The 13,766-nt window shown below is 38.8% G+C and carries 11 protein-coding genes; 6 read left to right on the top strand and 5 right to left on the bottom strand.

From position 1 onward, the window contains the following. Positions 1 to 66 precede the first annotated feature (66 nt). From apcA to DSM106972_RS32360, 3 genes are all read right to left on the bottom strand, one after another. Positions 67 to 552: an allophycocyanin subunit alpha gene (gene apcA, locus DSM106972_RS32370; protein WP_127084554.1), complete on the bottom strand. Its 486-nt coding sequence runs from the start codon at positions 550 to 552 to the stop codon at positions 67 to 69. A gap of 108 nt (positions 553 to 660) precedes the next feature. After that, positions 661 to 858: an NblA/ycf18 family protein gene (locus DSM106972_RS32365; protein WP_127084553.1), complete on the bottom strand. Its 198-nt coding sequence runs from the start codon at positions 856 to 858 to the stop codon at positions 661 to 663. Between the two features lie 890 nt (positions 859 to 1,748). Continuing rightward, positions 1,749 to 2,633 carry an acyl-CoA desaturase gene (locus DSM106972_RS32360; RefSeq protein ID WP_127084552.1) on the bottom strand — a complete coding sequence of 295 codons (885 nt, stop codon included), beginning with the start codon at positions 2,631 to 2,633 and terminating at the stop codon, positions 1,749 to 1,751. Positions 2,634 to 3,205: 572 nt separating this feature from the next. On the opposite strand from DSM106972_RS32360, the gene DSM106972_RS32355 reads away from it, so the two are divergent. From DSM106972_RS32355 to DSM106972_RS32345, 3 genes are all read left to right on the top strand, one after another. Continuing rightward, the gene (locus tag DSM106972_RS32355) at positions 3,206 to 5,515 is read left to right on the top strand and encodes an NACHT domain-containing protein (RefSeq protein ID WP_127084551.1); all 2,310 of its coding nucleotides are present in this window, start codon (positions 3,206 to 3,208) and stop codon (positions 5,513 to 5,515) included. Between the two features lie 399 nt (positions 5,516 to 5,914). After that, positions 5,915 to 6,577: a hypothetical protein gene (locus tag DSM106972_RS32350; protein ID WP_127084550.1), complete on the top strand. Its 663-nt coding sequence runs from the start codon at positions 5,915 to 5,917 to the stop codon at positions 6,575 to 6,577. Positions 6,578 to 6,596: 19 nt separating this feature from the next. Continuing rightward, complete coding sequence (locus DSM106972_RS32345; RefSeq protein WP_127084549.1) at positions 6,597 to 7,067, top strand: DUF1822 family protein; 471 nt, start codon at positions 6,597 to 6,599, stop codon at positions 7,065 to 7,067. Between the two features lie 113 nt (positions 7,068 to 7,180). Here DSM106972_RS32345 and glgX read toward each other — a convergent pair whose 3' ends face one another. Further along, positions 7,181 to 9,145 carry a glycogen debranching enzyme GlgX gene (gene glgX, locus DSM106972_RS32340; RefSeq protein ID WP_127084548.1) on the bottom strand — a complete coding sequence of 655 codons (1,965 nt, stop codon included), beginning with the start codon at positions 9,143 to 9,145 and terminating at the stop codon, positions 7,181 to 7,183. A gap of 144 nt (positions 9,146 to 9,289) precedes the next feature. Here glgX and DSM106972_RS32335 point away from each other — a divergent pair, with 144 nt between their 5' ends. Both DSM106972_RS32335 and DSM106972_RS32330 read left to right on the top strand, forming a co-directional pair. After that, positions 9,290 to 9,883: a peroxiredoxin gene (locus tag DSM106972_RS32335; protein ID WP_019489078.1), complete on the top strand. Its 594-nt coding sequence runs from the start codon at positions 9,290 to 9,292 to the stop codon at positions 9,881 to 9,883. 214 nt (positions 9,884 to 10,097) lie between these two features. Beyond that, a complete protein-coding gene (locus tag DSM106972_RS32330; protein WP_127084547.1) occupies positions 10,098 to 10,649 on the top strand; it encodes a peroxiredoxin family protein in 552 nt (183 codons plus the stop codon). Positions 10,650 to 10,705: 56 nt separating this feature from the next. Here DSM106972_RS32330 and mrdA read toward each other — a convergent pair whose 3' ends face one another. Next, a complete protein-coding gene (gene mrdA, locus DSM106972_RS32325) occupies positions 10,706 to 12,535 on the bottom strand; it encodes a penicillin-binding protein 2 (protein ID WP_127084546.1) in 1,830 nt (609 codons plus the stop codon). A 480-nt stretch (positions 12,536 to 13,015) separates the two neighbouring features. On the opposite strand from mrdA, the gene DSM106972_RS32320 reads away from it, so the two are divergent. Continuing rightward, positions 13,016 to 13,543, top strand: coding sequence for a hypothetical protein (locus DSM106972_RS32320; RefSeq protein ID WP_127084545.1), 528 nt, complete (start codon positions 13,016 to 13,018; stop codon positions 13,541 to 13,543). Positions 13,544 to 13,766 lie beyond the last annotated feature (223 nt).

The following is a 13,766-nucleotide window of genomic DNA, read 5'->3' as shown; positions in this document are numbered from 1 at the left end:
AAAACCCAGATATTTCACTGGGTTCAGAAGGTTATGTAGGTTTTTCAAGTCATGGCTGTTGTCTGCCTAATTGAGAGCATTAATTAGGTAGTCGAAGTAAGTTCCTACTTCGCTAGCATCTTCGGAAGACAACAGCGAGCTGGCAATGTTCTTCATAGCACGGACACCTTCAGCAACGCCCTCAATTGGGGTACCGAGAGATCTGTACATTTGACGAACACCAATGACTCCAATCTCTTCAATTGGTGTAACATCTCCAACCGCAACACTGTAAGTAATCAAGCGGAGGTAGTAATCCATATCCCGTAGGCAGGTGGCAGTCATCTCGCTGCCGTAAGCATTCCCACCTGGAGAAACAAGACTTGGGCGCCTCTGGAACAATTCGCTTGCAGCTTGTTTAATAATGCGGTCGCGACCCTGAGTTAAAGCCTGGACTAAAAGTAGACGGCGCTCACCACTTTTAACAAAGATTTTGATCTGCTCAATTTCTCCAGGAGTAAAATAGCGAACCTCAGCATCCGCATTCGTAATCATCTTCGTAATAATACTCATTTTTTAATTCCTAAAAGGTTTGAATTATATCTATTTGAAACGGTTAAGCTTGTGTGTATCGAAAGCTTTGTGATAAGCAGTTTCTACCAATTGCTTCGCAATTTTAGATTACAAAGAGGCGAAATTCATATCTAATTTCCACTCTTGTTTTAAAAGATTTTGAAACATCGTTTCCCGAATCATCATATGCTTATACTGCATAACCAAGAACTCTTGAGCTTGTTCGCGGGACATTTCCTGCACTTTGTCGCTAAAGTTTCTAAGACTAAATTCTTGCTCTAAAGTTAGTTTGGTAGCTTGATCCATATTTGCCTAATGTAAATTAATTAGTATAAAAACTGTTAGCTCGATGCTGCACTCGCTATGTTTTATAGTTAAGTGCTTCGCTGTTCATTTGAATTCTTTGCTATACGTACTATAGGTATAATTTAATTACGTTTAGAAAGGTCGGAACAAGAAAGTCCAGAATGTCATACTGAGCGAAACGGAGTGTAGCGAAGTATCTCGGAGATTCTTTGCTTCGCTAGCGAAACGAAGAATGACAGTTTTTCGTAAAAATGCGTAAGTCCTGCAAAGATTCAATAGCGTAGTCGTTCAGCCTACCGAATTCTTCAATTACTAAACTTTTGATAAGTTTTACTTTTTGGTTTGCTTTTTGCTATAAATTAAATTTAACACTATTATTACAAAATTGCAATGTTTATTGCAAAATATAATAAAAAATGATGTATAAGATGTTCAGACTTACTATGTATAAAATGCCTCTATATAACTACGGAAAAGCAAGGCGCCTCAGCACCTCGCTGTTATATCATGTCCGGTAACGTAACCATAATAAAATCATTGTAGAGACGCGATTAATCGCGTCTCTACCGAAACGGGTAATTATGGGTAATCAACCGGACATGATATTAGAGGTTGTTTGAAAAGTGTTGTTTTGTGTCATGAGTCGTGGACGTTAACACAGTTTTCCCGGAGGGTAGCATCTCAGTATATGCTTTAATCTTGGGACAATTTATACCTTGTCTGACTTTTCAAACATTCTCTTAGAAATCATGTTTTAGCAAGCGTTTGAAAACGTATAATTTGTATAAGTTAGAACTAAAACATCCAAAGGTACAGCAGTGAAACCATGTTTGCTTTTGGTAGCAAAACACGTTATTCAAAGAGGGTAAGGGGGAAAAGTGTGAGAATTCCTAAAGATAGTACTCAGTATTTTTAATAGCTTTGAGGTCATAGACTTTTCTGGGAGGGGTTTTTAAATCCCAAACGATTCTTAGCCATGAAAGTAGTTTAAGGATGTAATGGGTAACATCTATTTCCCACCAGTAAAAGCCTTGTCGTTCTGAAGCAGGATAATAATGATGATTATTATGCCAACCTTCACCGAGAGTTATGAGAGCTAAAAACCAATTATTGCGACTACTGTCTGTTGTGTTAAAACTACGATAACCAAAGATGTGAGCCAGTGAGTTAATTGTAAAAGTCGTGTGATAAAGCAGCAAAGTACTTAGACAAAATCCCCATACAAGCATCTGTAAAGCAGTTGTTTTTAGCTGAGGAACATATAATTGGAACAAAATACCAATTACAGTTACAATGACTGCTAGCCCGATGGGAACAGTTATATGAAAACGGTTTAACCACTTCAATTCTGGATATTTTGCTAAATCTCGCACTTGCTGTTCGTCTGTTTTAGAATATTTAGGACACATCACCCAGCCTACGTGCGACCACCAGAAACCATTGATAATGGGGGAATGGACATCCTGTTCTGTATCTGCAAAGCGGTGGTGATGACGATGACGTGCTGCCCACCAGAGTGGACCTAACTGAGCTGAGGAACTGCCTAAAACAGCAAGAATAAACTGAAACCAACGTGTTGTTTTATAAGCCCGATGTGAAAAATAACGGTGGTATCCTGCTGTGATTCCAAACATTCGTATTACCCACAGGCTAAGACATGTAATAAGGGCAACCCAACTAAAACCAACCCAAAATATTAATAGGCTGATAATATGAATTGAGATAAAAGGAATATTACCTATAATATCTATTTTATGTTCTTGTTTTGATAACATATGTAAGTTTTTAAATCAGGTTGAGACGTAGCAAGTATTACTATAAAAACTTCATTTGAAATTTTTAACTTTTTATAATATTGCTCTCTTATATTTATCGTAATAAGATTATTATTTACTGTCGTCGCTCTAAAGAGCTAACCAGTGTTTATAGAGAAACTATGAATTTATACTCCTCCAGCATGACAGATGGGTGTTTGAGATCAAGTCTTGGCAAAGCTTAGAATAGTATAAAGAGTATGAAATAAAGTGATATTGGTTGATTTTATTACAAAAGTTTATAAAAATTAATAATATCTCAATACTACTTGTCATTTATAAGCGTTAACTTATACATAGAAGCTTAAAAGTTAATCTCCATAGGGTATTCAGACAGAATGTATTCCTGCCTGTACCTCGAATTATCAGTACAGTTCAATTGTGGATGGTTTGATTTGGATGAAATTAGAATGGATCTATTACTTTTGTATGATTTAAATTGAGCGGATTTTCAATAACATCAAAAAGTCTATAAAATCTATAGTTTTAATAAAAATTTAAGTTAAAAGCTTTTATTATGAGTTTTGTATGTTATGGTCAAACGCTCACTCCAAGCATCACACATTGGAATTCAACACGCTAAAAGAGCGTTTGCTAGTAAGGGGTGGACTCAGGATAATTTAGCATGGGAAGTTGGTTTGAAGACTAGACAACCCATTTGGCGGTTTTTCTCTGGGCGCCCGGTCGAGCGTCATATATTTATAGAAATTTGTTCAATATTGGAATTGAATTGGCAGGATATAGCTGTTGATCCCCCTGCCAAATTGTCCCATCCTGGAGAAGTCCCTCAGACTCCTGTCTCAGATATTGATGTCTTGGTGCAACAAGTGCGCTCAAAACGCCAGAAAATAATTCAAGACCAGTGTGGTATCTTGCAGTTGCTAGATATCGGTCATCCGGTTGCGATAGATGACATATATATTGATGTCAATATTTTGGAGGAAATTGCTAGCCAACAGTGGTTAGAAATATCTGAACTACAAAATTTTAATATCGAGGAATTTGACCGCTTTGGCAAAGGTGAGATTGACCAGAAGCAAATACCAGGTACGCGGGCAGTCGAAACCTTCTCCAAACTCAGGGTGCTGGGTAAAACTGGGGCAGGTAAAACCACCTTTTTGCAACATCTCGCTATTCAGTGTAACCTCGGCGCCTTCGCAGCAAACCAGATTCCTGTTTTCATCGTACTAAGAAATTTTGCTGAAGAATTACGGGGACGCGGTGAGTTCAGCTTATTAAACTATATCTCGCAGGAGTTTCTCACGTCCAAAATAGAAGACTCGTCAATCATTGAAACCCTACTTGGTGCAGGCAGAGTTTTGCTGTTGCTTGATGGCATGGATGAAGTTACTAATCAAGAAAGTAATGCTGTATTAAGAGAAATTCGCAGATTTTCGGACAAATATCACAAAAATAGGTTTGTAACAACCTGTCGAACGGCGGCTCGAAAACTGGCGCTTCGAGGCTTTACCGATGTTGAAATTGCTCCATTTACCCAAGAACAAATCATTAGCTTTGCCAAAAAATGGTTTGTGGCATTTACCAAAACAAACACTCAAGATGGGCAAGCACAGTCTATTAAGTTTATTCAGAAGCTGGACGAACCTGAAAACTGGCAATTTCGGCAACTTATTATCACACCCCTGTTTCTGCATCTTGCCTGTTGGGTGTTCGACGGTCACGAAAAATTTCCAACTAAGCGGACTGAGTTTTACAAGCAAGGACTAGATATTCTTTTAGGCAAATGGGATGAAGCTAGAGGTGTTGAAAGGGATAACGTTTATCGAGGGTTTTTGTTACCACAAAAGCTCAAGTTGTTTAGTCAGATTGCAGCGGCAACCTTTAAGGAGGGCCAATATTTCTTTGAGCAGCGCGTTATTGAGCAATACATTAGTGACTATATTCGTAATTTACCTGAGATGCCAACCGATCCAGAGGAACTGCAACTGGAAAGTAAAGCGGTGTTGAAAGCGATAGAGTCTCAACATGGGCTACTCACAGAACGGGCAGAGGGAATTTTCTCCTTCTCTTATCTAGCATTTCACGAATACTTCACGGCTAGAAAAATTGTTGCTAGCCATAACCTACAAGCATTAGAGCAAGCTTTAGCAAGATTGGTCAGTCACATCAGTGATCCTCATTGGCGCGAAATATTCTTGTTGACCGCTGCTATGCTAAAGAGTGCTGACTCTTTAGTACAGTTAATGAAGCAACACATTGATGCACTAGTCGCCCAAGACCCTTACCTACAAGAATTCTTGACGTGGGCAAGCCAAAAATGTAGTACTACTCCTAAGCAACCAAAGGTTGCAAGTGCCCGTGCATTTTACCTTGCCCTTGCCCAAACTCCTCACATCGCTTCTGACTTTACCCTTGCTTGCACCCTTGACCAGGGGATGTTTCTGGATGCGGCGTTAGATAACCTGGTGGAATGTGCTACCTACAGCAGCCAGGACTTTGCCTATGGACAGGCCTGTAGAGATGCTCTCTCGAACATTTTGGGTATTGTTCTTGATGCCGGACTTCATAAAGCCTTGCAACAACTTAGCCAGAAATTGCCGAATCCAAATCAAAACCGAGAAAAATTTCAGGTTTGGTGGCAGACACACTCCCAAGTCTGGGTTGAACAGTTAAAAACGGTAATCATTAATTATCGTAATATTAGCCACCGCTGGCAGTTTAGCCAAGAGCAACAACAAGTGCTGCAACGTTACTACGGCGCCAATCAGCTACTGCTTGATTGCTTAAATAGCAATTGTGAAGTGACACCTGCTATCAAGCAGGAAATTGAAGCAAGTTTATTGTTACCTACTAGTGAACTTGAAGACAGAGAATGGCAATAAAGTCCTCTTTGTCAACTATAGCAATATTCATTAAACATAAGTTGTTTGTAATTGTTGCGGTTGTTCAGAATCTAAAACCCTTTTTGTAACAAAATGTAAATATTTTAGGCTTTTTCGAGTTCGTGCATAAATCTCACCTCTAACCCTGGAAATAGATATATAGACCAGAACAACTATAGGAGTGGAGACAAACAACATATACAGATATAAAACAAATTCTTGAATAGTGCATAACTAGCTTTCCCTGAGAAATAGTTTGTTTTGGAACTAGGTGTCTACACGGAAACCAAGTTTATCGCTACTCAAGATGATTTATGTGGATATGTAAATCTTTGTGAGTGGAAGAAGCGCGATTATGGCTGAAACTCAATCACACGAACAAAGAAGAGGATTTTCGCTATGACTCTCGAAGACCTAGCAATATTAGCAAAACAAGCTGCAATCAAAGCGTCTGATGGTTCGCTAGATGAAAAAGCAAGGGATAAAGCATCGTTAGAGAAGCAAATTGCATTGACCAAACTTTTTAGTGAGTTAACTATAAAGATAGACCAACTACCAAAACCTCAAACTGATGCATCAAACTATGTCTATGAAGAAGCTCTCCAGGATACTTACTTATATATTTGTAAGAATATCCACAATTATGACCCAGCAAGAGGTTCAATTATAGGATGGCTTTTATTTATTTTAAAAAAGCGAAAAATAAACTCTTTTAACTCGATTAATTGGGATATTATGTCTATCTACACGTATACAGGTGATGGAAATGAAGTAAATATATATGATATTCACATTTCTCCTGAACTAAATCCTCTTCCTTCTGAAAAATTACTAGCATTTATTAAAGAAGACCCGGAAGGATTGTTACAACACGAGTTGTTTAATCGAAATCCCAATGCTAGCTTTCAAACTATCTTACTTAAGAAAATTGAGGAAGATAAATCTTGGGAACAAATAGCTCAAGAATTTAAAATAGGAGCAACACACGGACCCATTTACAGTTTCTACCAAAGGTCTTGTAAAAAGTTTGCACCTTATTTCAATCAGTATCTTTGCGAGTAAATAAGATATGGAGACAGCAATGGATTCTAAACAATCTCATCTAATCACGATACCTATCGATAGTAGAATGATTGCAAATGCTCAAAAAATCAGTCTACAGCACCGCAATCAAACAAAAGCTAATCAAGTATATTTTAATACCTTAGCTGTTCTTGCAGTTGACTTTTACTGCCAGTGCATTGATATAGAAACTGATATTGCCAAAAGTTCTGCTTTAAATAATATTTTAACTCCCTTAATGGATACTGCTGGTTTATTTATTAAGGATAAAGGGTTATTAGAATGTCGTCCTGTACTCAAGAGTCAAGATTTTTGTTATATTCCCACAGAAGTTAGAGAAGACCGTATTGGTTATATAGGAGTCGAGATAGATGAGGTTAATTCTAAAGCTACTATATTAGGTTTTGTTAAATCAGTCGAGAGCGAAAAGTTACCTTTAACTAGTTTAGAACCGCTAGAAGATTTTTTATATTATCTCCACAAATTATAGACTTCTAGGACAAAGTATACGAACAAGTACAAATTAAATGGCACCACGTATTAGTAATATTAATAATTATGTTGCCTTTGCTTCGTGTAACCCAACCTACTAGCTTGTTTAAGTTAAAGATGACGTTTATATAGACTTCCCATGACTTCAGCAACAGATTTAGCTTGCGCTATTGCTCCTCTTGGTGTATATGGTTCATCACCATCGAAAATTTCTGAAATTGAATTAATACATGCTTGAGAAGTAAAGTGTTCGAGTAAAGGTGAAAAGGAAAAGCGTAATGGTTCATTTGGATGAAATCTTTGCCAAGCTCGAATAAAACTACCAATTAACCAGCACCATACTGTACCTTGATGATACGCATAATCACGCTGTTGTTGATTGCCTGCGTATTTACCAATATAATCAGGGTCTAGTGGATCAAGACTACGAAGACCATATGGTGTTAATAAACGTGTACGTGCTACTTCTAGTATTTGTTGCCCTTGTAGTTGTGTAAATCCACAATGAGCAAATGATAATGCTAATACGGCATTTGGTCGTATTTGAGAATTACGACGGTCATCTGGTTCTATTGTGTCGTAAAGATAGCCCAAGTTAGAATTCCAATATTTTTGCAGTGATATTTTTACTGACTCTGCTTGCATTGCATAACGTCTTGACTGTTTCGCTAGGCGCCTTTGTTTTTTATAATCTATATTTGGCAGGTTGGGTAATTCGCTAAGAATTTCTGTCCATCGCGATGCCCAACACAAAACAGAATACCACAGCGCATTTACTTCCACTGGTTTACCTCGACGAGGCGTAACAGGGCGCCCGTCAACTACCGCATCCATCCAAGTTAATGGTACACTTTGGTTATCCCAACTGACTAATCCATCAGTAGAATCCACATGTATATTGTAGCGAGTACCACCAATATAAGCTTTATAAATTTGCTGTACGACTGGATATTGTAAAGCTAAAAATTCCCAATCATGTGTTGCTTCAAGGTATAACCCGAGTGTTTCAATCCACCAGAACGATACATCTACACTGTTATATAGTGCTTCACCGTCTGCAATAGGTAAATGATTTGCTATTAAACCATAACGACAATGATTACCAAAAGTATTTAAAATTTGCTTGGCAAGGTCATAACGCTTAGGAACTAACAATAAACCTGGCAACGCAATCAAAGCATCTCGTCCCCAATCATCAAACCAGTGATATCCAGCCATGATTGTTGGACTATTAGTATATTGATGATAAACAATAAATTGGTCACAAGCTTTTAATAATTCTTTATCCCCTATTCCCAATAAGCGTTGTTGCTCGACACTTACCGCTTTATCAAAAGTTTCGTCCGTTAGGTAATCTTGATAACTTTCAGGAAAACCAACTCGTGTTTCCAGGGTAACAGTATCTCCAGGTTCCATTACCACACTCAAATAACCAGGACTATATAAATCTTCCTTGTCATCTAATCCACGCGCGGTTTCTTCTTTTAAACTATAATTCCAGTACCAAACAGCATCTTGCTTATACTCTCCCCTCGTCCAGCGTAAATGCCAAGGTACACCCATATCACCATTGTCTGCCTGTAAACAAACTTGCTGTACTCCCAACATTTCGATAAACTTTAAAGATGGCGCCTGTTTTTGCTGACGATGAAAATCGCGGTCGGCTATTAGTAACCTTAACCTTAATATGGCAGGCTTTGCACCGTTATAACAGTATTGAATCAATAAGCGATTAGTTTCATGTGGCATTAACAAACGTCTAGTTAGGCGCCAATCTGCATCTCCCCATTCCCATGTTGGTACCGGATTAATATTAAAATGACGCAGTAGCTTATATCCAGATGGTTCAATCTCACCCGTTCCCCAGTAGTTTGTACCTAAAGGTATAGTACGGTCAAATAACTCCAAACTCGCTTCCAAATGTGATAACAGTAAACTGCGGTCTAGTGGTGGTTTTAAAGCAGCAAAAAACCACCCGTGGTAAGTCCGGGTGCGGATATCCGTAACTGTCCCGCTCGCAAAACTGCCCAAACCGTTAGTTAACAACCATTCCCGCTTATCTAAATCATCTAACATTATTTACTCAAAATCGTTATGAGTATGATATAGTTGTAACAGTTCGTAATTAAATAGTAAAGCGTAGAACGTAACATTGGTGCAAAAGTCACCAAAGTTGTGCGCGCTAATTAGAAATGTGTAAGCAATGAGGGAGAATAATAAATGACAGAATGCATTCGTGTAGGTCAAACTGCTCCTGACTTTACAGCAACAGCAGTGTTAGACCAAGAATTTAAGACAGTAAAACTTTCCGACTATCGCGGTAAGTATGTCGTACTATTCTTTTACCCCTTAGACTTTACATTTGTTTGTCCAACTGAGATTACAGCATTCAGCGACCGTTACGAAGAATTCAAGAAAGTCAACACAGAAGTACTAGGTGTTTCAGTTGACAGTGAATTTTCGCACCTTGCTTGGATACAAACAGACCGTAAATCAGGTGGTGTAGGTGACCTAAACTACCCGCTTGTTTCTGACATCAAAAAAGAAATCAGCACAGCTTACAATGTTCTCGACCCTGCGGCAGGTGTAGCATTGCGTGGTTTGTTCATCATAGATAAAGATGGCACAATTCAGCACGCGACTATCAACAACTTGGCATTTGGTCGTAGCGTTGATGAAACATTACGAACACTACAAGCAATTCAATACGTACAGTCGCACCCCGATGAAGTTTGTCCTGCCGGTTGGCAACCTGGTGACAAGACAATGAACCCCGACCCTGTTAAGTCCAAAGTCTACTTCGCGAGTGTGTAGGCGCCTGTCCTAGCTCCATTTTTGATATTGGAGTAAAATTTTAGAATTATCATAGAAATAACCACAGGTAAACACGTATAGTTTCTTGCTTTATTCTCACCCAAATTGGGCAGAATTCACAGGTCAAGGAATACCAACTGCGCTCAAATCGTGTTTAACTGTGGTTTTTAATTAGTACATTGCTATTAAGTTGAATGCTTTACTAAGTATAAATATGGCGATTTCTACAGATTTTAGGGGTTTATTTAATGAGCGTTTCGCACGGAATTTTCTACCCATTCCGGCATATGACAAACTTTTGATAAATTTTTTGACACCAGACTTTCAGCTACAGGATGTGAAAAACGGTAAAGTTGTCAAGTTGTCAGAATATCGTAACAAGCAACCTGTTTTACTAGCATTGACTCGAATTTTTACAGAAAAGCAGTATTGTCCGTTTTGCTTTCCCCACATCAAAGCTTTGAATGAGAATTACGAGGAGTTTACCAATCGTGGGATAGAAGTATTAATGGTAACAAGTACCGATGAAAGGCAAAGTCAAATCGTAGTTAAAGATTTAGGTTTGAAAATGCCGTTATTGAGTGACCCCAGTTGTAGAATATTTCGGACGTATCAAACTGGGCAAGCTTTAGGGGCGCCGTTACCAGGACAATTTGTATTGGATAAAGAAGGTAAACTGCGCTATAGACATTTATTTTCGTTTATTGACCATAACGCCAGCGTCGAGAAACTATTAGAACAGTTCGACAATATTGGCAACGGATGATGAACGGATGTAACGGATAACTCATCCGTTAAATCCGTTGTATCCGTTGCCAGTTATTAGTTTGTTTTTACTTCCTTCACTTCGGGTTTTTTGTATTTACCAGGGTACTTTCTTTGGAAGTAGTCTTCCATAATTTGTAAAGCCATCGGCGCCGCGACGCTACCACCACCACCACCAGAGTGTTCAACAAAGGAAACTACTAAAATTTCTGGTTTCGACGCAGGAGCATAACCGCCAAACCATGTGTGGTTCTCTTTTATGCCTTTTCTCCAAGCTTCTGCGGTACCTGTTTTACCAGCCATTGGGGGTATTGTTGGAGAATTCATCGCTTTTGCTGTACCTTCGGTGATTACTTTACGTAAACCATCTTGTAAAATTTTAACTGTTTCAGGTTTCATTCCTACTGATTTACGCCACTTTTTAGCATCTTCGTTGTCTTTGAACAAATGTGGTTGCACGAGATAACCACCGTTAGCTGGCACCGCAAACATTCGTGCTACTTGTAATGGTGTTGTTAACAAGGCGCCTTGACCAATGGTCATGTTAATAGTGTGTCCAATAGTCCAAGGCATTTTTAAGGCTCTTAGCGTCCATTTTTCATCTGGGACTAAACCTCTAGACTCTTCGGTTGTAAATTCAAATCCGGTTTTTTGACCAAATCCAAATTTGCGCGTCCAGTCAATTAATATTTGACCACCTATACCTCTACCAATTTGGTAAAAGAAGGTATCGCTACTCATTGCCATTGCACCATTCCATCCCAATGGTCCAAACCCAGCATGGTTCCATTCACCAAATGTTACACCGCCAATATTGAGTGACCCATATGTTGGTAAAATTAGATTCGATTTATATTTACCCGATTCTAAGCCTGCAGCAGTAGTAACAATTTTGAAGGTACTTGCAGGAGGAAACGCACTTAACGCACGATTTACAAGTGGATATCCTTCACCTGCTAAAATATTTCGTAATTCTTTTGGGTTTGGTTTGTGTTTTGAGAAAACATTCGGGTCAAATGTGGGATGGGAAACCATTGCTAAAACAGACCCATTGTTTGGATTCATTACCACAATTGAGCCATTTCTACCACCCAAAGCTTTCTCGGCTGCTTTTTGAACATCTAAATCAATAGTTAAGTGTAAATCTTTACCCTGTTTTGCCTGTACTTCTCCTAGCGTTTTGAGCGGGCGCCCACGACCATCAACTTCGACTTCTTGACCACCCCATTCTCCGCGTAGGTGTTGTTCAAAGGCTTTTTCAACCCCCATTTGCCCAATTACATCACCAAGCCGATAACCTTCACTTTTCCTATTTTTGAGTTGTTCTGCCGTTAACTCACGAGTATATCCTAATAAGTGAGCTAATTCGTGCTTATGCGGGTAAGAACGTACTGCCTCGGTGTGAATCTCAACGTTAGGAAGTTCATGCTGATATTCTTTGAGCGCAGTAACTTCTTCCATGCTCAAATCGCGAGCAATACGCACAAGTGTAGAAGAATTTGGGCCAGCTTCTTCGAGTTTCTGCTCGATTTCTTCTTGTGGCATATTTAGAATTTTAGACAGACGCGGCCCGATTTTTTCGTCCCAACCCGATTTTGTATGGGTCATAGGCCATAGGTACACCGAACGTGGGTAGCGAGTTGTTGCTAGCAGTTTGCCGTTACGGTCAAAAATGTTACCCCGTTCTGGTTGTTTAGGAATAACTCGTATTCGATTTGACTGCGCGCGCTCTGAGTACTTTTTGCCATCCACCACTTGCAAGTGAGCTAGACGGGCGCCCATTGCTGTAATTGAGGCAAGTGTAAATATAATTAAAAATAATGACTGAAGACCGTTCCCGACAGTACGTGTCTCCTTCTTGCCAAATTCAGAATCTAATAATGCCATAAATAATATATATACTCAAATGGGGACTAACTATATTTGTATACTGCCTTTGACAACCGTATCGGCATTAATACACTGATATTGGCTATGTATTTGATTAATAAATCACAAACAATCTTAAGATAAAGTAATTTTTATCTTTGGTCTATCAGCATAACTACACTCAGATAGATTTTGGATAGTTTTTTCCGATAATACCTATAGATATTTTGAATTCAGGTAATACCTGCTTTGCCATTTTAAGCTCTGGCATGAGAAAACAGATGTATAACTTAAAACACTCTAGCTCATGTCGGTAAATTTTTGCGCGCGCTTATTCGCTAAACTTTCGCCAATAACTGCTACTCAAAATTCTTCACTCGCCCGTAAAACATCGTTGAAAGGGGAGAACACGAAAGCAGTGTTTTTTATTGGCTAGAGATAATTTGATATTTTTAATAATGACATAATTTTGTCATAATTTTTAAGCATAGTAGAAATATGGCAACGCTTGCAACGGATGCAACGGATGTAACGGATGAGTTATTGGTTATAAACTATATGCAACTATTATTTGATCAACTTGTTAAGCAATCGACTAATTTAAAGATTTTGGCTGCGACAGCTGTGGCTAGTTTACTTGCTACTGCAACATTAAATACAACTCCTGTTCGAGAAGCTAATTTGAGTTCTACTTCACGCGAAGCTGAACAAGCGTCTCAAGTTGGACTGTTACTGAGTGCTGCTGCTATCGTTGGTCTTGGTGTTGGCGCCTTACAAGCGAATAAAAGTACTAATAAAACTGGCGCCAGTTATTCTCGAAGTCAACAGCAGCAACAAGACCGTAACATTATTACGATTGACCAAGTAAGTAGTAAACTTCGCACGCAGCTTCTAACTTTGCTACACAGAGATATACAAGGAATAAACAGACTTTTGAACCAAGCTAAGTTCAAATACCCAAACCGGACAAATAACTGGTACGCAGAGAAAGTTATTTATGACCTAACGCGCGACCGAGGAGCATAATCAACAGTTTGTCTTGTGGGGTGGGCATCCTTGCCCGCCCTATTTATATTCATGATTTGACAAATTCGATATATCGCGATAGATTATTTAGAACGATAACGATATATCGTGATAAATCATAAATGTTGAAAAACGATAGCGAGGAGTAAAAGATAGGACAACAAATCATCAGACATGCTAGACATGTTGTACATTTTAGACTAGACTTAAGAAGTAGTCTAGA

The organism is Dulcicalothrix desertica PCC 7102 (genome assembly GCF_003991905.1).
GTDB classification, from domain to species: Bacteria; Cyanobacteriota; Cyanobacteriia; order Cyanobacteriales; family Nostocaceae; genus Dulcicalothrix; species Dulcicalothrix desertica.
The sequence above is the reverse complement of the archived record's forward strand: the minus strand, read 5'-3'. Positions and strand labels throughout refer to the sequence as shown.